This is a genomic window from Wukongibacter baidiensis (assembly GCF_050888315.1).
Classification (GTDB): domain Bacteria; phylum Bacillota; class Clostridia; order Peptostreptococcales; family Caminicellaceae; genus Wukongibacter; species Wukongibacter baidiensis.
Map to the genome: position 1 here is coordinate 2553656 of NZ_CP138202.1, position 21120 is coordinate 2574775.

The window sequence follows — 21120 nt, forward strand, 5'->3', positions numbered from 1 at the left end:
ATAAATTCACTATTATACTTGTTTACTTATCAACCTCCAATCTATTTATTTTAGCCTCTTTCACCTCCCTTATATCTTGTTAGATCTCTGTTATAATAAATGTATGTTGTTATAATAATGTATATACCAATTTTGTTATTTTGTACGGCCTTCATTTCATCTTCATAAAAAAAGGGACTGTCTCAAGTTTTCTCATGAGCACAGCCCCGGGGTGTTTCAGAATGAGTGGAGTTCAAGGTTTTGAAATCTAGGCGGTTTGGCTAGTACTAACGTACGTGCCAAGTCGGTGCACATTTCAAATAACGCAGAAATTCGCCATTCTGAGACATCCCCTTTTGACTTTTTTTAATTTTGATCATTCACAATGACTATTTTTGAAGCAATATAATTCTATACATACCTCTAAGCATACTTTCTCTCTCTTCTGTTATTTTCAAATTAGTATCTTTCATTATCTCTGAAAATCTTCTATTTATATCGGTTCCAAGGCTAGTCGTTATTTTATTTAAAATTTCTCTGAAAACCCCAACCTTCTTATCCGCTTCTAAAAATTTATCGAAGATAACTATCTTGCCATCCGGTTTTAATACTCTTTCAGCTTCTCTTAAGCATTTACTAGCATCTGGAATTACCGCTAAAATCAGATTCAGAACTATTGCATCGAAGGATTCATTGGTAAAATCTAAATTTTGTCCATCCATATTTATTATTTCAAGATTATTTATTCCTAGATTTTCTCCCTTATTCCTAGTAATCTCAAGCATTTCATCGGTTATATCAATTCCTGTAACCTTCACATCTTTAGGCAAAAATTTTAAATCTTCCCCTGTTCCAATTCCAATTAAAAGCACTCTATCATTTTCTTGGAGCCTTAAAAGGTTTATTGCCTTTTCTCTCTGTTTATTTATTATTTTACTTCCGAAAAATATATCGTAAAGCTTAGACCACTTACTAAATATTTTTATGTTTTTTTCATTGTTCATATCTATTCCACCATCCTTTTAGATATTCAAGCATCTTTCACACATATGAACAACCGCTCATATGTAATGTTATATACTATTCTATACCCAATTTTTTCTGGTATCAATATGTTTCACTATTTCTATTTTTAAAAATTTTTCATCCCTACCATAGATTGATATATGTTAATGATTTGATTCTTCAAACTTAGCTAAAAATTGTAACCTTAAGTCACTAAAATTCTCTTTGAAGAATCTAATTCTATGGCCATTAAGTCCAGAAGGATGGGGAAATCCCTTAATTATTTTTTCATAGATATTTTTATCTTTCGCATAAATATTGCACAAAAACTTTTCAACTGCTTTTCCCAGTGGTAAAATCAATTTCACCTTGGATAAACTATTAATCTCATTCTTAATTGATTTTGAAGCTATGTTAAATAGAAAATCATTCTTTAATAGGCTCGGAACGTTACCATTATAGTTCTTTCCACTAATAAAAACTGGATATCTAATTAATGATGTGGTATGTAAATACTTATACTCATCATCAAATAGTTTATCAGCCGAACTAATCCCAAGCATCTTATGAAGCTCAAGGCTACTGAGCATATTGATTAAGTTATTCCGTGTAGTTCCAAATAACCGAGTTTTTAATTTAACCCTCCTTGAAATCTCATCGTCAGAAATGCTTACACTCAATAATTTCTTGGTAAGTCTAATTGATCTCTCCATCTGCCTCCACCCAGGGCATATACCTACAATTAGTATCTCTGCCTTTTCATTGATCATTTCATTATGAGAAGAATAGTAGATAGCAATTTCATCTCTATTTGTAATTAAAAACCTTTCATTCAACAAATCATTCTTTTCATATTTCTCTTTATCCACTAGCTCCTTTATATTTGCTTTAAATATATCAAGTAACTTGAATGTATTTCTCATAATCACCCTCATTTTAACCTGTATTTTGAATAAAAAAATAACTGTTACACTAATATTTTTAGTCAACAGTTATTTTTTAAACATCTCTCTTTATTTATAGCACTCTCAAATTTAAAGATATGGCTATTCTAAAACTCCTTGTACATTTCTTTTTTCGCTCCACAAACTGGACATTTATCTGGTAGATCATCTACAATTGTGTGACCGCATACTGGACAGACATACACTGCATTTAAATCCATGTCTTTTCCTTCTTTAGCTAGATCTTGAGCGTCCTTGAATAATTTAGCATGGATTTTTTCTGCCTCTAGAGCATAGTGAAAGGCCTTTTGTGCTCCCTTTTCTTCTTGAAACTTAGCTGTTTCAAGATATACGGGATACATTTGTTCTACTTCGTGCAGTTCTCCATCGATAGCCCCCTGTAGATTCTCTGCAGTTTTTCCAACTCCAAAGACGGCGCCAGCAGGAACAGTAAAGTCTCCTTTTTGTTCTCCCAATACCCTAAAATGATTATCTGCATGGGCCCATTCAGCATAGGCAATAGCTCTAAAAAGTTTTCCTATATTCGGCATACCCTCTTTATCTGCAACGTCTCCCCAAATTAAGTACCTCATATGAGCCATGCTCTCTCCACCGTATGCAGATCTTAAAAAATCTGCAGTCATAGCATTTTGAACTGACATGTCTATCTCCTCCTTTTATATGAAGTTTTCACTTTCTCAATTATTTCCATTAGTTCTACATCCTATTCACAAGCTAAGTAATTTATGAGATCTTTCATATAATCTCTGTATTGACATATATATGTTTTTTATACTATTATGTTGTTAACATATATATGTTTATTAAGGAGTGGACATTATGAAAAAGCTCAAACAGATTCATCATGCACCTGCTTTTGTCCTTCTTTTTCTGGCAGAGGGACCTTCCTATGGATTAGATCTACAAAAGAAGATGACCGAATTAATTCCAGATAGCAAGATAGACTGTGCCGCAATATATAGATCTTTAAAATCATTGGAGAGCGATGAATTAGTTAGACCAGAGTGGGATACCTCCGATTCAGGGCCTGCTAAAAAATATTATTATATTACGGAAAAGGGCCTTAACAAACTATCTGAGTTTAAGAAAGATATCGAGGCCAAGATTGCTAATCTAAATCTTTTTCTCAATAGGTTCCAAGAGTTAAATTCCGAAGAGATTAATCCTCATAAATAGCAGTATTTTAAGTTAAATACCCATATAACTGTACAGATTGGAGTGATTATTATTAGATATGAAGGTGTAGTTTATCGCCCCCCAAGTGAATTTGACAGTATAATTATTCAAGCAACCTTGGGATGCCCCCATAACAAGTGTAACTTTTGCAACATGTATAAGGGTCGCAAATTTAGAATAAGAACTGTAAAGGAGATTAAAGAGGATTTACTTCTAGCAAAGCAGTATTATGGAAATGCCCTTAATAAGATATTCTTTAGTGATGGAAATACTATACTAATGAAGACAAAGGATTTACTAGAGATATTGAATTATGCCAATGAGCTGTTTCCGGATTTAGAGAGGATTACTATGTATGGTTCATCACAGTACATCAATTTAAAATCCTTAGATGAACTCAAAGCTCTAAATAGGGCTGGATTAACTAGGCTCCACTCAGGAATGGAATCTGGAGATGACGAGGTCTTAAAGTTTATTAATAAAGGGGTAAATTCTAAGGAAGCAATTAAAGCCGGAAAACTGATCAAAGAGGCCGGTATTACCCTTAGTTTATACTATATCGTCGGTGTCGGAGGGCTTAAATTATCAAATCAACATGCAATTAGCAGCGCTAAAGTACTTAATGAAATCAATCCAGATTTTATTAGATTTAGAACCTTTATGCCCCTTAAAAATACACCTATGTATGAGATGTATAAAGAAAACAAATTTCACCTTCTCAGCCCACACGAAGCACTAAAAGAAACTAAACTATTGGTTGAAAATTTAGAAGGTATTAGTAGTACTTTAGTAAGTGATCATATGTCTAATCATTGGGATGTTAGTGGAAGGCTACCCGAAGATAAGGATCACATGTTAAGCGAAATAGATTATGCTTTAAGCTTAGATATATCAAACTTCCGCAGTCCAGAAAATGGAAGCCTTTAAAAATCATATATAATTTTAAAAGAAAAACCTGTTTAGCCCAGATTATTCATGCAAAGTTTTGAATTTTTCATGAGGAATCTGGGTTTAATCTATTGTTTTTCTTTTTTATCCAGTAAATACATAAAAAACAAATCTTTTCTAAATAAATATTGAACAAAATATTTCAATATGATATACTGATTATCCGCTCACTATTGGGACTTTATCTACCCCAATACTAATTGCATTTCAAAAAATCTATCAAAACTCATTTCTGGGGGTGATCGATATTTTTAGAGGATTAAATCTTGCAAAGAAATCCTTTGAAAGAGATCGTGTCTACTTACTAAATCATTTTGTTAATAATATCGGCAGCATCGTTTTCGGTTATATTAACGTTAGGATTTGGCTAGCAGTATTAGGAAATTCTCGCGAGGGCATGGAGGCAGTAACTTATTTAATGGTCAATCAAGCAGGACTTTGGCTTGTGATGTTTATTCCCTATGGATGCTACATACCTAAAAAAGTCTATGATGGATCAATTGCCTATGAAATGTTACGACCCTACGGTCTGTTATACGGTAGTTTTTTTGAATTCTCAGGTCACATTTTTTATAACTTTCTATTTAGATCAATACCAATTTTCCTTTTTAGTGTCTTTGCAATGGGAGTGTCTCTTCCCGATATTAATCAGATTTTACCATATTCCATTTCATTATTTAACGGAATATTAATTTCATTTTTAATAAACTATTTCATCGGGCTTTGGAGCATTAAGTTCATATCTATAAACGGTGTTCAGATGCTCTATTATTTTGCTAGTACAATATTTAGTGGTGCCTTTATCCACTTGAAATATTATCCTAAGGCCTTTAGATCTATTGTCATGGGTCTCCCCTTTGCCTACACTTCATATGTGCCAACAGCAGTTTATCAAGGACAATATAATTTAATAAAGGCCTGTGTAAATCAATGGATATGGATAATAGTTCTTTTTACTATTGCACATACCCTTACAACTAGATTAACAAAAAAGATGGCTATTCAAGGAGGATAATATGGGACTCTTCTTAACACTATTTAAAGCTTCTTTTAAAAGTGAAGCACAGTATAAGTTTGACTTCTTTGTTAATGTCCTTGGAAATTTTTTAGGTCTATTTGGAGATTTTTTAATCACAGCCTTTATACTGATGCGCTTCAAGAATATCAACGGTTGGCAACTTCATGAGGTTGCTCTAATATATGCAATTGTAGAATTTGGTTTTGGAATGTACAGATTTATCGGTGATGGCTTCAATAATTTTGAACAATTAATCCTTTCAGGAAAATTTGATACACTACTTATTAGACCGGCTTCAGCCCTTATTCAAGTAATGCTTCAAAAGATTGACTTTAAACGACTTGGTATGGTAGTACAGGCTGTAGCTGTAGGAGTCTGGGGCATCCAAAGGTGTAGTTTTGTAAGCAGCAATTTTTACTTTTACCTACCAGTTTTGCTGATGGCTTCGGTAATAATCAATATGGAAGTAAGTATTATTCTTGCAGCAACAGCTTTCTGGACTGGAAAAAATGAAGATATAATCATACTAGGACACTATTCTACTCGTTCGGCAGCAAGGTATCCTGCAACAATCTACCATAATATCTTCAGCCATATTTTAACTTTTGTTATTCCTTTTTTTTCGGTAAGTTATTATCCTCTTTTATACTACACCGGGAAATCCCATAACTTCTTTTATTTGTTTGCTCCTTTTTTAGGTATAGTAGCCATGACCCCCATATCATTTATAGTATGGAGTTTAGGCATTAAAAGATATTCTAGTACAGGAACTTAGGCACAAGATGGTTATCTGTATCATTCCTTTTAATATCTAGAAACAAGCAAAGCCTAATTGTCTGAAAGGAGAGATCTATATAGATGGATTTTATTACTGTCAAGGGACTTAAGAAGGAGTACACTGTTTATGAGAAAAAGGGCCTTCTTAGGAGAACTAGAAAGAAAATTCAAGCCTTGAATGGCATTAATTTTAGTGTAGAAAAAGGGGAGTTTTTAGGTTATATAGGTCCTAATGGAGCCGGTAAATCTACAACGATAAAAATACTTACTGGTATCATGACTCCAAGTGACGGAACAGTTAAAGTCGATAGATATATACCGTACAAAGATAGAAAAAGATATGTTCAAAATATTGGTGTAGTATTTGGTCAGAAAACTCAAATGTGGTGGGATCTACCTGTAATAGATACATATGAGCTTTTAAAGGGTATTTACAAGGTTGATAATAAAAAATACAAAAAACAGCTAGAATATCTTGTGGAGAAATTGTTCCTTGAGGACATTCTTAGGCATCCAGTTAGGCAGCTTAGTCTTGGGCAGAGAATGAGGGCAGAGCTCGGTGCATGTATGATTCATAATCCCGACATTCTCTTTCTCGATGAACCAACCATAGGTTTAGATGTTGTGTCTAAGCATAAGGTCTTGGACTTTCTCGAGGAGATTAACCAGGAGGGCAAAACCATTTTTCTAACGACGCATGATATGAAGGATATAGAAAAATTATGCAATGAAATGTTGGTGCTTAATCACGGAGACATAGTCTATAAGGGTAAGGTAAAAGAACTGAAAACAATAGCTGATCTCCCTACCAAAATTATAGCCCAGCTTCATCATACCGACGACAATATACTCTTAAATCGAATATTATCTCAGTATAGGGGGATTTATGACTCTGAAAAATCTCAATTAATATTCGACTCGATGGATAAAAAGCAAACATCAGAAATTGCAAAGATCCTCTTCAATAATTTTGATATAGAAGATTTTAAGATTCAAGAACCTAGTATAGAGGAAATAATAAAAATGATTTATACTAGTTAGAGTTTAAAGAAAAGGGTTATAAAATTTCACGCAGAAATTTTATAGCCCTTTTAAAGAATACAAATCAATACATACAATAGTCTTTTAACATCTACCATCCCACTATGAATATATATCAGAAAACTCTATATGTATCCTTTCAACCTTTGTTTCAACTGTTGTTGCTACCTCATCTTCTGTTCCTGTATTTTGACCTACTTGAAAAACAGGCAATTCTATTGTAAATTCGCTTCCTAGTCCATATTCGCTTTCAGCGGTAATTGTACCTCCATGGGCTTCTACAATTGCCTTCACTAGTGATAGTCCTATACCACTTCCTTCTTTTCTTCTCCTAAGCGATGAATCAACCTGCTCAAACCTATCAAATATTTTATCTATCTTGCTTTTAGGTATTCCAATACCCGTATCCTTTACTTTAATACTAATCCTATCACTCTTATCATATATGTTTACACTTATGCTTCCACCTGATCTTGCAAATTTGGTTGCGTTAGAGAGTAGATTGAGTATTACTCTTTCTAATCCATCTACATCACAGGCCATGATCTTTTCTTCTATTTCTGTATCAAATATTAGGTTGATTTTATGACTTTTTAGATACTCAGCAACAGATAGTGTAACATTCTCTACCACTTCTACTATGTTATAATTCTTTAGGTTCATATTCATGAAACCAGAATCTAATTTTGTGATGTCTATTAGATTATTAATCAACCTAAGTAGGCGATAGCAGTTTTGCTTCATCATTTTCACATGTTTTTTTAATATTTTACATGACTCTTCTGTAGCCATTTCATTTCTTTCCTCGAAAAGCTGTACTATCGCAAGAATAATATTGAGTGGAGTTCTAAACTCATGGGATACGGTTGAAAAAAACTGGGTTTTCAGTTTATCATATTCCTTTAATTCCACTAACTTCTGCTCGCTTTGCTTAAAATTCTTTTCCAGTTTCTCCATATCTTTTTTCAATGAGATATCCTCAATAATAATAACTACATGCTTTCTTTCTTCAATTATGATTCTAATCATATTAACTCTAAGCCATGCTTCACTAACCTCTCCATCCATAAGCACGTTAGCCTTTGTCTCCAGACCGAATATTGGCTCACCTGTATCTAGAACATTCTCAACAGAATTTTTAAGAGGGCAGTCAACACAGATGGGGCCATCTCCGCATCCATTGCCACTTTCCGAGCACCTTAGTGCAACTCCACCTTTTTGTCCTAGAATTTCTTCAGGTTCTTTTAGTGCACTGTCGATCAAGGCTTTATTCATCTCTGTTATCTTTCTATCTTCATCCACAATCATGATGCCAGCAGGAATAGTGTGAAGGATCTCTTCTAGCATATTAATTCTATTCATTTGCCAACTAATTTTCTTATTATTCTGCAGCTCTTTTTCTCTATATCTGCACACTTCCCCCTCTAATTCTTTAATACATTTTTCAGCCTTATTAAGCCTACACATCAATTCTTCTCTAGTAAGATTTCCCGTTTTCATAAAGGCATTACCCCTTAATTTTATTATTAATTCACCCCTAAGAAAATTTATGCAGTTTTTCGATATATATTATTTTCTACATTTTCTAGCATTTTCCTTTACGATTTCCCATATTATTATTTTTTTATATAACAAAAAGTGCCTTAGAGAAATAATTCTTTTTGACTCTTTTTCTGATTTTATACTATGATACTCTCTATTAAGATCTATTTGAGTTCTAAATATTTCTCTTTAAATTATTTAAGGCTCCAACTACTATCTTAGAACATCTATCCATTTCCATTAGGGCTCCCTCAGCTTTTTCTATATCATTCTTCCCATATTCAATTGTTGCCTCCTTTGCTAATTCATGTAGACGAATATGTGCTTCTTCCAGCTCAATAAACTCTCTCTCTTTCTTGAAGTCTAAGCTTGCGTCTCCATAATACCATTTGCCTAATCGACATTGATGATGGGTTCCTATACTGTTTATGTCTATTTCATCGTATCCAAGAATCATGTTATACACTCGCCATTTCCATATCAAATGGTCTGTTATACATACATCTAATAAATCTTGATCCTGTAAACATAACTCCTTTGTAATCATGCTCAGCCTTAAACTATTTACCTTCTTGCTGATGTCAAAAATAGTACTTCCTGTTCTATCACATTCATTTAAGAGGCTCTCGGTAAGTTCATTTAAGCTATTGATTTCTCTAGTAATTTCCTCAGTTACAGCAGTCTGCTCTTCAACATTGGCTGAAATTTGAACCACATTATCATTTACTTCTTTAACTCTTCCAACTATTGTATTTATAGAGCTTAATGCATCATCAACTAGATTTTTTCCAGTATTAAGCTTTGCTGAGGTCTCACTTGCCTTTTCTAGAGACTTTTTCATATCAACCTTTAATTCATTAATGTTTTCTTGTATATCCTTAACTGACTCTTTAGTATGTTCAGCAAGCTTCCTTACTTCATCGGCAACAACCGTAAATCCTTTGCCCTGCTCCCCTGCCCTTGCAGCCTCTATTGCCGCATTGAGAGCCAGAAGGTTAGTCTGTTCAGCTATCCCCTTCACTATATCCACGATACCATTAATCTTCTCCGTTCTATCCATTACATATTTTATTTGCTTATTTATATCATCAATATCTTCAAAGGATTCATTTACAAAGGAGAAGGCTCTATTAATATTCTCTCCGCCTTCTATTGCTACTTTTTCTGTATCATTTGTCGTATCAGCAGCATTTTCAATAAAGTTTGCTACATCATCTATAGAAGCTGCCATCTCTTGACTACTTGCTGCGATATTATGGTATGTACTTGATTGAACTCTTACATCATTTATCATATCCTTAACAAATTCCATTTCAGTAATATACTTTAATAATCCATTTACATTCCTTACTATGACTTTCTTTTCCTCACATAATACATCTAGCATATTATTCCATAAAAAAGCTAGGTCTTCACATCCTATCTCCTTCTCGTCAAAATAGTAGACCTCACCATTTATTACACTATTTATCGCACCTTTTAATTTCTCTTTACACCCATTGAATTCATCTACTTCTTCTAAAACCTTGTTCTTCTTTTTAAATAACATGTTTGTTTCCTCCCTTAATAGTCAGTAAATATTAACGTAAATGCTGCTAGTTGTATAAATACGCAACTTTTATGCCATTAAATACTAAGTAATAATTTTTAACATATATTGTCCATTTCCAATGTTAACAGCGACAACATTGATACAAAAACACCATACGTGTACTATATCGTTTTTGTAATTTTTACATTTTTCGTCATTTAATGAGTATTTTTTACAAGTCTGTAATATTTGCTCCAGTAAGAAATCCACCTTAATTTTAACTCCTTTACATGTAAAAAAACCGCATGTGATCAATATCTATTTCTCACATACGATTTATATAAAAGATTCAATTTATTTGGTTTTAAACTATGAATAGTTTTCAGTATAAGCCTTTCCCCACTTATTTAGAAACACATATTCTCTTACATCTTTTTTAGGTTGATGCTCAGGGTTGTGGGCAGTTTTTCCAATTGGAGTCATAGCAACTACTCTTTGATCATTTGGTATGGACAATGCTTGTCTTACTTTATTCTCATCAACAGCACCAATCCAGCATGTTCCATATCCTTCATTCGTTACGGCAAGTATAAAGTGTTCCATAGCTATAGCGCTATCTACCAAGTAGTACTCTTTATTCTCTACTACTCCTGACTTAGATGGATCAGCCACAATTACTGCAACCATTGGTGCTTGCTTAACTGATTCCGAAGCCTTGTTGGTATCATTCATTATCGCCTGAGCCAACATATCCTTTTCTCTTGGATCATCAACTAATATAAATTTATATGATGTATTGTTTTTCCATGACGGAGACATCATGGCTGAGTTTATTGCCCTTGACAAACTGCTCTTATCAATAGGTGTGCTTTGAAATTCTCTTACACTAGTTCTATTTTCAATCACATCGTAAAATTGCATGCATTCACCTTCCTTCTACATTATTATTTGCATTAAAGTGATTAATATTACCTCAGAAATTATTAGAAAAAGTAAATAATTTAAAACTCTCCTAGGTATATATCTTTATACATAGGAGAGTCTTATATAGAAAATATGAGGGAAAATTTTTTTGCATATCTTCAAAGCTTCTCTCACCCTTTTTAAGAAAAGCTATATATCCGTCAATTTCTTAAGAACTGCATCGGTAACCCTTTGAACCAATAAATCCTCTTGGGAACTTTGCTGAGCATCCAAACTATTTTGAACATCATTACATTTTGCCGGTACCCCTCCGGTTGTAATGCCTTGTTTTTGCCTTATTTGCAATAGACTGCTTATGTCATTGCATGACAATTCCTTAGCATTACCTAGCATAGTGGTTATAAATAATATTTTTGCATAGTACTCTAAAGTCTCCATTCTAAAGTATGCCTGCATTAAATCCGTACCCCATGTAACGGCACCATGATTTGCTAATAGAACACAATTGTAGTCCATAACAAACTCAGCTATTGATTCCGATACATCATTTGTGCCAGGAGTTGCATATTCAGCAACTGGCACACTACCTAGATTAACAATAGCTTCAGGCAGTAAAGCCTTATCTAGAGGCGTTCTAGCTATGGCAAAGGCTGTGGCGTAGGGCGAATGAGAATGGGTTACCGCCTTTATCTCTGGATTTTCTTGGTATACCCTCAAGTGCATCTTTATTTCAGATGATGGCTTCGTGTTTCCACGAATCACATTTCCATCTAGGTCAATATTACAAAGCATTTCAGGAGTCATAAAACCCTTACTAACCCCAGTAGGAGTAGTTATTATTTCATTATCATTTATTTTTACACTTATGTTTCCATCATTTGCAGCAACGAAGCCATTCATATACATTCTTCTACCGATATCACATACATCTCTTTTAATTTGATCTTCACTAAGGCCTTTATTCATCCTATCACCTCCTGACTTATCTTATCAGTCATTATATTCGTCATCGCTTAACTCTTCATCAAATATTTTGATTCCTCTTTCGTCCATAGAACTGTGCCATTCATCGCCTAATTTTTTATCGGTAATTATAGCGTTTACCTCTTCAAAATCCGCAAAATGTATAAATGCTATTCTATCAAACTTAGAGAAATCCGCCACTAGATTAACCTCGCATCCCTGATTTAAAAATACCCTTCTCATTTCCGCAACATGCTCATTTGAATCCATGATTCCCTTTTCCAAATTCAAAGCTCTACATGAAACGAATACCTTATCAGCAAAATATTTTCCAGCAAATAGTTCTGCATTTCTTCCGTAAAAAGCTAAGGTTTTTGCATCAAAGCTGCCGCCTATCATTATTAGTTTAATATTGCTAGCCTCTTCTAAGGCATTGGCTATTTGTAACGAGTTGGTTATAACTGTGATGTTTTTATCAATAACTTTTTTTGCAATATATAGACAGGTAGTTGATGAATCTAATATTATGGAGTCACCATTTTCTATTAATCCACTACAGATATTTGCTATTTTTTCTTTTGATTCACTATATATATTTTTTCTTAGGTTTATATCTACATCATTTTGAACTCCATCTACTATGTATGCTCCTCCATATACTCTGTTAAGTACACCGTCTTTTTCTAATTGAGCTAGATCACGTCGTATAGTTTCTTCCGATACATTAAATTCTTTACTTAATTCAGTTACAGTCACACTTTTCTTCTCTTTTATTATGTTTGTAATCTTCTTTTTTCTTGTTATAGGTAGCACCCGATCACCTTTCCTTTACACAGTCGAAATTATTTTTTTTACTAGTAGTATGATAACTGAATTTTTTTAGTTATTCAAATATTTTTGCAAGATTCTCAGCAAAAGGTGGTTTTACTATGCCTTTTTCCGTTATTATTGCCGTTATATATTTATGATCAGTTACGTCAAATGCAGGATTATAGAATTTTACCTCAGTTGGTGCAGTCTGTCTTCCAAATCCATTGTAAATCTCCTTACTGCCTCTCTGTTCAATCTCGATATCATCTCCAGTTTTAGTGTTCATATCAATAGTTGAAGTTGGTCCCAAAACATAGAAAGGAATGTTATATTCCTTAGCTAGTATAGCCACTCCCGATGTTCCGATCTTATTGGCAGTATCTCCATTAGCTGCTACTCTATCGCATCCAACTAATATTGCATCTATTCTTCCTTCCTTCATTACTATGGATGCCATATTGTCGCATATAACCGTTACGTCTATTCCAACTTCGTTAAGCTCCCAAGCCGTTAGTCTAGAGCCCTGTAACAATGGCCTAGTTTCATCGGCATAAACTTTAAAATTATACCCTTTTTCATGACCTAGATACATTGGCCCTAGGGCTGTTCCATAGCCTGATGTAGCTATCCCCCCTGCATTGCAGTGAGTTAACAAGCCCATTTCCGGTTTAAGAAGGCTTAGACCATATTCTGAAATCGCCTTGCACATGTCTTGATCTTGCTTTAAGATCTCTTCACTTTCTTCAAGCAGGCATTCCTTTATTTCCTCGATGCTTCTTTCCTTTTCCTTAAGTAATCTGCTTTCCATCCTATCTAAAGCCCAGAATAGGTTAACTGCTGTAGGCCTTGAAGATGCTAAATACTCTTTAGCCTCCATAAATTCCTTATAAAAATCCTCGAATTTCTCTGCCTTTGAATCCTTAACCCCAAGATATATCCCAAATCCAGCAGCAACACCTATGGCAGGAGCTCCTCTAACACGTAATTTTTTTATAGCTTCCCAAGTGTCCTCTAGCTTACTAACTTCTATAAACTTCTTTTCAACCGGTAATAGGGTTTGATCAAGTAAAATCATGGCATCCTTTGCTTCATTTAGTTTAGCTGGAACAATTATATTCATGCTGTTACCTCCTGTTTGTAGTAATGATTTACTATATCAATAAAATCCTGTCCTGTCTTGATTTCTTTTCTATTCATAATAAACTCCTTAGCCATAAATACATTTATTTTCTTGGCCTCGGCCTTTTTCTCTATCTTTGGAATGTCATCTAGGTCCTTAACATGGGCAAGACCAACGGTTCTTCTAATCATTTCACAGCCTGTAACTCCTGCTGTATCAATTATTATATTGTCTAGATACCACTCCTTAAATCCTGGTAACTTTGCCATTTCATCGGTAACAACCTCATCGAATAGTTTTAAGAATTTCTCTTTAAATACATCTATTACTTCTCTAGTAGTGTCTAATAAATACTCCTTATGGTCTTCTCGTTTTTCTTCATCTTCTATTATCGAATCTGTAGATATATAATTCATCACCAGGTTAGCTACCAAGGCTCCTACATCGTAGGCTATAGGACCATAGAATGCAAACTCAGGATCGATAACCTTTGTACTATCTTCCTTTACAAAAATACTTCCCGTATGCAAATCTCCATGAAGTAGTGCCTGGGCATTTGTCATAAAGTCAAACTTAAGCTTAGCCACTTCTAGTTTGAACTCGTTATCATTCCATACATTATCTTCCATAAATTCAATCATAAAATCATCTATGTTGTTTCTCTCTGCATCATAGAATGGTTCTGTATAAACTAAGGCCTCAGTAATATCACATAGCTCTGGATTTATAAACTGCTTTACCAGCTCCTTCTTCTTTTGGTGGTCCATTACTACATCGGATGTTAATAACAGTGTTTTTACCATGAAATCCGTTATTTGATCAATAAATCTTGGGTATTGATTAAGCTCTAAAAGGCCTGTTCTCATAATTACATGGTCTGATAAATCCTCCATTAGGGTTGCATACATAACAGGATCAAACTTATATATCTTTGGAACTAGTCCATCAGTCAATTCATATTCTATTTCCAGAATATTATTTTCAATCTCCGCTCTATTAATATTTAACGGCCAATCCTCTCCTACACAGCGAACATAGGGTAGGGATTGCTTTACTATAATACTTTTGCTATTCTTTCTATCAACAATCCTAAATACTAAGTTTAGATTACCATCGCCGATTTCATTACATTGTATATCAGCATCTTCTGCAAAATAATTTAGCTCCCTTTGGATATAATCAAATATTGTACTTGTATCCAAAACATAATATTCTGACATGCAATTGTCCCCCTTTTCTATTAATAGGATTACTGTTTCTTCTTGTAATAAGTTATTGCAAGTGCAAATGCTAAAACTGTACCCTTTACTATATCCTGAGCATAGTATGGGAAGTTCAGCATAGTTAATCCATTTAAAAGAATTCCAATCAATATTGCACCACAAAAGGTACCGACTACGTTTGCTTTTCCTGCTCCCATTATTGAGAAACCTATGTATGCTGAAGCAACTGAATCCATAAGATATGCTGCTCCGGCATCAACCTCTCCAGAACCCAATCTTGCTGCTAAAACGATACCTCCAAGGGCCGCAAATGCCCCTGATAATATGTATGCAATTGTCCTATACTTATTTACTAAAATTCCCGATAATCTAGCAGCTTCTCTATTTCCACCTGTAACATGTAAGAAGCGTCCGTATTTTGTATGGTTTAAGAATATGTGGATTATACAGATTGCGACGAACATTATGATAACTGGTACCGGAATGCCTAGAATATATCCTTGCCCTAAATATAGGAAATTCTCTTTCATTAAGCCTTCGGCGATTCCACCATTGTCAGGCAATGGCATATAGTTATAGATTGCTGTACCCTTTGTATATGTGGTTAGTGCTCCTTTAATAACAAACATCATAGATAGTGTGGCTAGCATATCAGGTATACCAATCTTTACGATTAGAAATGCGTTTATTAGTCCAATAAGTATACCTACTAAAATCGGAAATATAATTGCAGGCACCATACCATAGTTATGTATAACCATAAGCTTTGCTGCTATAACTGCTGCTAAACCAGCAGTTGACCCAACAGACAAGTCAAATCCATCTACCGTCAATGATATAGTTACACCAATAGCTATCAAAGTAACTATAGAAATAGATCTTAATATATCCGACATATTTGTATATGTCCAAAAGTGTGGAAGTGATAAGGAGAAGAACACCGTAACAAAAACGATTACCAAAAGTGTTCCATAGCGATACAAATAATCAAATAGATCAATTTTTTTGCTTTGCGCTTTCACTTTCTTGCCCCCCTGTTGAGTAATATAGTATTTCCTCCTGATTCGTATCCTTTGTAATTAATTCCTTGGCTATCTTACCGTCATACATTACATATATTCTGTCGGAGATTCCCATTATTTCTCCAAGTTCACAGGATGCATAGATAATCCCTTTCCCTTTCTTAGCCAATTCGCTGATAAGTATAAATATATCTGATTTTGCTCCTACGTCGACTCCCTTTGTAGGTTCGTCAAAGATGTAGACATCGGAATCAGAGATTAACCACTTTCCTATAGCTACTTTTTGTTGATTACCTCCGCTAAGGTGAGCAACCTTCTGTTTTTCACTAGGAGTTTTTATTCCCAAATCTTTAATTACTTGGTTTGTTCTATTGTTAATCTTTATATTGTTTATAAATGAGTAGTTACAGAAGTTCTTTAAAGTTCCAAGGGTTATATTACAGGCTACCGATTCCTTAACCAATATGCCCTCTTTTCTTCTTTCTTCAGGTACTAGACAAATACCTGAGTCCACAGCATGCTTTGGGGTTTTTAGAGAAACTTCTTTATTATTTACAAGTACACTTCCCTTTTCTATTACACTGGCTCCAAATAGCAGCTTAGATAGCTCCGTTTTACCAGCTCCTACTAATCCAGCTATTCCTACAATCTCTCCTGCCCTAACATGCATATTTACATCATCTATATGTACATCTCCTTTACCCGACAAATCCTTTACTTCAAATATCTTATCCCCAATTTCTGCTTCGATCTTAGGATATGTTTCATCCATTTTTCGTCCAAGCATTTTTTCAATTACACTATCTATAGTCATATCAGACACTTTATAGGTGCCAACCAATTCTCCATCCTTTAAAACCGTTATATCTTCACAAACCCTAAACAATTCATTTAAACGGTGAGATATAAAGATTATTCCAACACCTTCTTTTTTCAAATCATTAATAATATTGAATAATTGTTCTGTTTCACTTAAGCTCAGTGGTGCCGTAGGTTCATCAAGTATTATGAACTTAACATCATGGGCTATAGCTCTTCCGATAAGAACCAGTTGTTTTTCCGATAAACTTAGCTCACTTACTATTCTGTCTACATTCAGTTCTAATTTGAGTCTTTTAAGTACTTCCTTTGCTTTACTTTTTATATCCTTCCAATTTATAAATGCTTTTTTATACTCGTTTACTGTATAGTCAAGCATTATATTCTCAGCAACGGTCAAGTGAGGAATTAATGCAGTGTCTACCTCCTGATGAACTATTTCGATCCCCTGTTTTCTAGAGTCTACTGGTTTATTAATACTTATTTCCTCATCATCTATTAAGATTTTTCCTTCAAAGTCTCCACCATATGCACCTGCAAGGACCTTCATAAGCGTACTTTTCCCTGCTCCATTTGCACCTATTAGTGCATGGGTCGTACCTGATCTCATAGAGAAATTTACATCCTTTAGTGCCCTAACACCGGGAAAGCTTTTTGAAATATTCTTCATCTCTAGCAAATTGTTATATTGACTCAAGGGCATACCCCTCCCTTAATAGAAAATATATATCTAGGGTGTCTCAGAATGATGAATTTCTGCGTTATTTGAAATTTCATCGACTTGGCACGTACACAAGTACTAGCCAAACCGCTGAAATTTCAAAACCTTGAACTTCATTCATTCTGAAACACCCTGGGGCTGAACATATGAGATAATTTTATGAAGCAGCCCCATAATAATTCCAAATTATTTACTTGCTTTTATTGCCTTCATCCAGTCAGTAAGGAACTCATCACTTGAACCCCAACCATCATAGATATTTGGTAGCTCATTTACAGTAACTCTTTTATCCTTAGGTAGATCTTCTAGTTTAACAAGAACTGGCTGTAATGAATAGTATCTAGGAATACGTTCTCCGGCTAGAGCCTTTAATGCTAGTCTTACTTGAACCTGTCCAATAACAGCTGGGTCAACCGCAGCAGCAGCTTTCCACACACCGCTTTTGTCCTGCATCATTGCCAAGTCCTGGTCTGACATATCTATACCATAAAGCTTAATTTCATCTCTTTTCTTTTGAGTGATGGCATTGAAACAACCCTTTGCATATTCATCCCATACTGCAAATACTGCATCTATATCGCCTTTTTGCGGATTTGCTGTAAGCACTGCTTCCATTCTTTGTTGAGCTTCTGCCATTGCATTTGAAGGGCTAGCCTGGAAACGCGCAACTTCCTTAACTCTTGGGTAAGTTTGTAGTACTGCTTTATATATACGGTCACGTTTATCCGTAGGTGCTACTCCATAAAGGTATGAATACACAATATTTCCTTCACCATCGATATCTTGAACTAATTTTTCAAGTGCTAATAAGGCTAACATTAAATCATTTTGATCAAGACTGATTAGTAAACCATCTGCTAACTCACTGTCGATATCAAAGTCTATATCGAATGCTATAACAGGAATTCCAGCCTTAAGGGCTTCTTCAACTGCTGATTTTAATCCATCAGGCTTACCATGGGATATTAATATTGCGTCTACACCCTCTTCAACAGCTGCATTAATACCATCAGCCATTTTTACGATATCATGATTTGCATCTACAACGTTTACTGTCATTCCGAGTTCTTCTGCTTCCTTCTTAACGGCGTTGATATGGGTAACCATATGTGTGCCTGTTCCCCACTCTTTAACTAGTGCAATCTTAAAACTTTTCCCATTTACACTTTCTGGTATTGCCGCACTAGAAGTTGTTTTGTCAGATTTTTCTTCACTAGCTTGTTCACTTGATTGCTCTGTAGCTTCAGTATTGCTTGTGCTAGGTTCTGCTGGCTTAGAACATCCCACAAAAACAGTCAAACACATTACAAAAACCAAAAACAAACTTAAAAATCTTTTCATTGTTACTCCTCCTTTAATTTAAATTCTTAAAAATAATATTACTTTAGGCTTTTACAAGCCTAGTGAGCATCAAAACAATGTTCTTCAGTAATATAAAGGGTTTTAGATTTTTTATCATTTCATTCTTTCTTTTCTACATTCTTCAACACCATTCTACTTTTGATTATTTGTTAAGTTTTTCCATGATTCAATTTTAACACTTTTCTGAATTTTGTCAATGAATTTTTGTGGTTTATTGACCATTTGTGTGACTTTGTTATTTTTTTGTTTTGCATTCAGCTGTTTTCTAGTATAATATGGATATAATAAAGCTCGAAAGGAGACCTATATGGAAGGTCATAATAAAAAAACACTGATATTTATCGTGGTATTAATTGCTGGAATCATTCTATTTGGCCATATATACAACAATTTCTATACTCCCAAACAAGAACTGACCAATATCTCTGAAATGTATTTAGATTATACCTTTGGCTACAATGATATTTCTAAGGAACTCTTCGAATATATCAAGCCAAATTCCGATGTCCATGAAATAGTTCTTGGTATTTACTATGTATTTATCAAGAGCGGTTCTGTAAAATCAACAATATCCCACACAAATATAGTGAATTTGGAAATAGATGGTGATAAAGCTTTAATGGATCTTTCATTTAGACAGACATTTACCAAGACCGATGATCAGCTAATGATGGATTATATAAATAAGGGTACTGACTTTTATATAGATAGAAATCTACAATTGGAGTTCGTACATGAAAATGATAAGTGGATGTTTGTTAATGAAAAAGAGTTAAAGGTAGAGTTTTCAGATAGTTACGAACTTGTAAAATAGAGCAGCCCATAGGAATCATCCCTCTATTTTTATACAGTGTTTTTTAAAGTATTAATCAAAATTTTTATAGTAATTATCCCCCTTTACTTAGCATAATTATGAAGTAAGACAAGCCAAAGGGGGATTTTTTATGGGTAAAGTGATCGTGATTCTAGGAACTCTGGATACTAAGGGCAAAGAGTTTAAGTTTATCAAGGATATAATTGAAGCCCAGGGTTTAGAAACCATTGTGATTGACAGTGGAGTTAAGGGAAAACCTTACTTTAAACCGGATGTTTCAAGTGAGGAAGTCGCTCTTGCAGGCGGTGAGAACTTGCAAGATTTAGTTGAGAAAAATAATAGAGGTCATGCTATCAACGTTATGATGAAGGGAGCAGCTAAAATTGTCGGTGCTCTATATGCTCAGGGAGAGTTAGATGGAATAATTAGTCTTGGTGGCTCGGCCGGTACTACTATAGGTACATATGCTATGCAGACTTTACCAGTTGGGGTTCCGAAGGTTATGGTGTCAACCCTTGCCTCAGGAGATACGAGACCCTATGTTGATGTAAAGGACATAACCATGATGTATTCAGTTGTCGATATATCAGGTATCAACAGCCTATCATCCAAAATACTTTCAAATGCTGCCCATGCAATTTCAGGTATGTCTAAGGGGCACACACCTAAACCAAAGGATGAAAAACCACTTATCGGTGCTACAATGTTTGGTGTTACCACCCCTTGTGTAACAACGGCAAGGGAATATTTAGAGGAGCATGGATATGAGGTCTTAGTTTTTCATGCCACCGGAACAGGTGGGAAAGCCATGGAAAGCTTAATTGAATCTGGCTTTATAAAGGGAGTCCTTGATATTACGACTACTGAATGGTGCGATGAATTAGTTGGTGGTGTACTATCGGCTGGCCCAAATAGGCTTGAAGCCGCTGCCAGAGCCGGAATACCTCAAGTAGTTTCTACTGGTGCACTAGACATGGTAAACTTTGGTCCGATTGATACGGTCCCAGAGAAATTTAAGGGGAGAAATATCTATAAGCATAATGCCACAGTCACCCTAATGCGTACAACTTCAAAAGAATGCCAAGACCTTGGACGGATTATTTCTGAAAAGTTAAACCAATCCCAGGGTAAGACTGCTCTCTTCTTGCCTCTTAAGGGGGTCTCCCTTATAGATGTAAAGGGTCAGCCCTTCTATGGTCCAAAGGAGGATAGAACTTTATTTACAGAACTTAAGAATAGAATCGATAAGCAAAAGATCGAGTTAGTTGAGATGGATACGGATATCAATAGTGAAGAGTTTGCCATTGCTATGGCTAAAAAGCTTATTGAGTTTATGAAAGACAATCCAGAGGAGGTGTAA

20 protein-coding genes are annotated in these 21120 nt (G+C 34.7%); 7 read left to right on the plus strand and 13 right to left on the minus strand.

The features are described 5' to 3' along the window. Positions 1 to 368: 368 nt before the first annotated feature. From R9X47_RS11575 to R9X47_RS11585, 3 genes are all read right to left on the minus strand, one after another. Complete coding sequence (locus R9X47_RS11575; RefSeq protein ID WP_432666980.1) at positions 369 to 983, minus strand: class I SAM-dependent methyltransferase; 615 nt, start codon at positions 981 to 983, stop codon at positions 369 to 371. Between the two features lie 165 nt (positions 984 to 1148). After that, positions 1149 to 1907, minus strand: a complete 759-nt coding sequence (locus R9X47_RS11580) for a hypothetical protein (protein WP_432666981.1) — start codon at positions 1905 to 1907, stop codon at positions 1149 to 1151. A 128-nt stretch (positions 1908 to 2035) separates the two neighbouring features. Beyond that, positions 2036 to 2590, minus strand: coding sequence for a rubrerythrin family protein (locus R9X47_RS11585; protein WP_432666982.1), 555 nt, complete (start codon positions 2588 to 2590; stop codon positions 2036 to 2038). Between the two features lie 178 nt (positions 2591 to 2768). Between R9X47_RS11585 and R9X47_RS11590 the strand changes: the two genes are divergently transcribed. The 5 genes from R9X47_RS11590 to R9X47_RS11610 all read left to right on the plus strand — a co-directional run bounded on the left by R9X47_RS11590 (position 2769) and on the right by R9X47_RS11610 (position 6909). Beyond that, positions 2769 to 3125: a PadR family transcriptional regulator gene (locus R9X47_RS11590; RefSeq protein WP_432666983.1), complete on the plus strand. Its 357-nt coding sequence runs from the start codon at positions 2769 to 2771 to the stop codon at positions 3123 to 3125. Between the two features lie 42 nt (positions 3126 to 3167). Next, positions 3168 to 4052, plus strand: a complete 885-nt coding sequence (locus R9X47_RS11595) for a radical SAM protein (protein ID WP_432666985.1) — start codon at positions 3168 to 3170, stop codon at positions 4050 to 4052. 259 nt (positions 4053 to 4311) lie between these two features. Beyond that, complete coding sequence (locus tag R9X47_RS11600) at positions 4312 to 5088, plus strand: ABC transporter permease (protein WP_432666986.1); 777 nt, start codon at positions 4312 to 4314, stop codon at positions 5086 to 5088. A gap of 1 nt (position 5089) precedes the next feature. Beyond that, on the plus strand, positions 5090 to 5866 hold the full coding sequence (locus R9X47_RS11605; protein WP_432666987.1) for an ABC transporter permease: 777 nt from the start codon (positions 5090 to 5092) through the stop codon (positions 5864 to 5866). Positions 5867 to 5949: 83 nt separating this feature from the next. Continuing rightward, positions 5950 to 6909: an ABC transporter ATP-binding protein gene (locus tag R9X47_RS11610; protein ID WP_432666988.1), complete on the plus strand. Its 960-nt coding sequence runs from the start codon at positions 5950 to 5952 to the stop codon at positions 6907 to 6909. Between the two features lie 102 nt (positions 6910 to 7011). Here the strand turns inward: R9X47_RS11610 and R9X47_RS11615 are convergent, their stop codons facing one another. The 10 genes from R9X47_RS11615 to R9X47_RS11660 all read right to left on the minus strand — a co-directional run bounded on the left by R9X47_RS11615 (position 7012) and on the right by R9X47_RS11660 (position 18925). Continuing rightward, positions 7012 to 8409 (minus strand): ATP-binding protein, encoded by a 1398-nt coding sequence (locus tag R9X47_RS11615; protein ID WP_432666989.1) that lies wholly within the window; start codon positions 8407 to 8409, stop codon positions 7012 to 7014. A gap of 217 nt (positions 8410 to 8626) precedes the next feature. After that, positions 8627 to 10000 carry a methyl-accepting chemotaxis protein gene (locus tag R9X47_RS11620; protein WP_432666990.1) on the minus strand — a complete coding sequence of 458 codons (1374 nt, stop codon included), beginning with the start codon at positions 9998 to 10000 and terminating at the stop codon, positions 8627 to 8629. Between the two features lie 351 nt (positions 10001 to 10351). Continuing rightward, the gene (locus tag R9X47_RS11625) at positions 10352 to 10903 is read right to left on the minus strand and encodes a nitroreductase family protein (RefSeq protein ID WP_432666991.1); all 552 of its coding nucleotides are present in this window, start codon (positions 10901 to 10903) and stop codon (positions 10352 to 10354) included. Positions 10904 to 11095: 192 nt separating this feature from the next. Further along, positions 11096 to 11872, minus strand: coding sequence for a class II aldolase/adducin family protein (locus R9X47_RS11630; RefSeq protein WP_432666992.1), 777 nt, complete (start codon positions 11870 to 11872; stop codon positions 11096 to 11098). A 24-nt stretch (positions 11873 to 11896) separates the two neighbouring features. Further along, positions 11897 to 12682 carry a DeoR/GlpR family DNA-binding transcription regulator gene (locus R9X47_RS11635; protein ID WP_432666993.1) on the minus strand — a complete coding sequence of 262 codons (786 nt, stop codon included), beginning with the start codon at positions 12680 to 12682 and terminating at the stop codon, positions 11897 to 11899. A gap of 70 nt (positions 12683 to 12752) precedes the next feature. Next, positions 12753 to 13799, minus strand: coding sequence for an S-methyl-5-thioribose-1-phosphate isomerase (gene mtnA, locus R9X47_RS11640; protein WP_432666994.1), 1047 nt, complete (start codon positions 13797 to 13799; stop codon positions 12753 to 12755). Next, positions 13796 to 15019, minus strand: coding sequence for an S-methyl-5-thioribose kinase (gene mtnK / locus R9X47_RS11645; RefSeq protein WP_432666995.1), 1224 nt, complete (start codon positions 15017 to 15019; stop codon positions 13796 to 13798). Before mtnK ends, mtnA begins: the two co-directional genes overlap by 4 nt. A gap of 29 nt (positions 15020 to 15048) precedes the next feature. Next, the gene (locus tag R9X47_RS11650; RefSeq protein ID WP_432666996.1) at positions 15049 to 16044 is read right to left on the minus strand and encodes an ABC transporter permease; all 996 of its coding nucleotides are present in this window, start codon (positions 16042 to 16044) and stop codon (positions 15049 to 15051) included. Next, complete coding sequence (locus R9X47_RS11655) at positions 16019 to 17560, minus strand: sugar ABC transporter ATP-binding protein (protein WP_432666998.1); 1542 nt, start codon at positions 17558 to 17560, stop codon at positions 16019 to 16021. Before R9X47_RS11655 ends, R9X47_RS11650 begins: the two co-directional genes overlap by 26 nt. A gap of 210 nt (positions 17561 to 17770) precedes the next feature. Continuing rightward, positions 17771 to 18925, minus strand: a complete 1155-nt coding sequence (locus R9X47_RS11660) for a sugar ABC transporter substrate-binding protein (protein WP_432666999.1) — start codon at positions 18923 to 18925, stop codon at positions 17771 to 17773. Between the two features lie 328 nt (positions 18926 to 19253). Between R9X47_RS11660 and R9X47_RS11665 the strand changes: the two genes are divergently transcribed. Both R9X47_RS11665 and R9X47_RS11670 read left to right on the plus strand, forming a co-directional pair. Next, the gene (locus R9X47_RS11665) at positions 19254 to 19760 is read left to right on the plus strand and encodes a hypothetical protein (RefSeq protein ID WP_432667001.1); all 507 of its coding nucleotides are present in this window, start codon (positions 19254 to 19256) and stop codon (positions 19758 to 19760) included. A gap of 130 nt (positions 19761 to 19890) precedes the next feature. Then, positions 19891 to 21120, plus strand: a complete 1230-nt coding sequence (locus R9X47_RS11670; RefSeq protein WP_432667002.1) for a Tm-1-like ATP-binding domain-containing protein — start codon at positions 19891 to 19893, stop codon at positions 21118 to 21120.

Excerpts from the sequence above, each read along its gene's own strand:
- R9X47_RS11575 (WP_432666980.1), bottom strand. The coding sequence starts at position 983 with ATGAACAATGAAAAAAACATAAAAATATTTAGTAAGTGGTCTAAGCTT.
- R9X47_RS11580 (WP_432666981.1), bottom strand. The coding sequence starts at position 1,907 with ATGAGAAATACATTCAAGTTACTTGATATATTTAAAGCAAATATAAAG.
- R9X47_RS11585 (WP_432666982.1), bottom strand. The coding sequence starts at position 2,590 with ATGTCAGTTCAAAATGCTATGACTGCAGATTTTTTAAGATCTGCATAC.
- R9X47_RS11590 (WP_432666983.1), top strand. The coding sequence starts at position 2,769 with ATGAAAAAGCTCAAACAGATTCATCATGCACCTGCTTTTGTCCTTCTT.
- R9X47_RS11605 (WP_432666987.1), top strand. The coding sequence starts at position 5,090 with ATGGGACTCTTCTTAACACTATTTAAAGCTTCTTTTAAAAGTGAAGCA.
- R9X47_RS11610 (WP_432666988.1), top strand. The coding sequence starts at position 5,950 with ATGGATTTTATTACTGTCAAGGGACTTAAGAAGGAGTACACTGTTTAT.
- R9X47_RS11615 (WP_432666989.1), bottom strand. The coding sequence starts at position 8,409 with ATGAAAACGGGAAATCTTACTAGAGAAGAATTGATGTGTAGGCTTAAT.
- R9X47_RS11620 (WP_432666990.1), bottom strand. The coding sequence starts at position 10,000 with ATGTTATTTAAAAAGAAGAACAAGGTTTTAGAAGAAGTAGATGAATTC.
- R9X47_RS11625 (WP_432666991.1), bottom strand. The coding sequence starts at position 10,903 with ATGCAATTTTACGATGTGATTGAAAATAGAACTAGTGTAAGAGAATTT.
- R9X47_RS11630 (WP_432666992.1), bottom strand. The coding sequence starts at position 11,872 with ATGAATAAAGGCCTTAGTGAAGATCAAATTAAAAGAGATGTATGTGAT.
- mtnA (WP_432666994.1), bottom strand. The coding sequence starts at position 13,799 with ATGAATATAATTGTTCCAGCTAAACTAAATGAAGCAAAGGATGCCATG.
- mtnK (WP_432666995.1), bottom strand. The coding sequence starts at position 15,019 with ATGTCAGAATATTATGTTTTGGATACAAGTACAATATTTGATTATATC.
- R9X47_RS11660 (WP_432666999.1), bottom strand. The coding sequence starts at position 18,925 with ATGAAAAGATTTTTAAGTTTGTTTTTGGTTTTTGTAATGTGTTTGACT.
- R9X47_RS11665 (WP_432667001.1), top strand. The coding sequence starts at position 19,254 with ATGGAAGGTCATAATAAAAAAACACTGATATTTATCGTGGTATTAATT.
- R9X47_RS11670 (WP_432667002.1), top strand. The coding sequence starts at position 19,891 with ATGGGTAAAGTGATCGTGATTCTAGGAACTCTGGATACTAAGGGCAAA.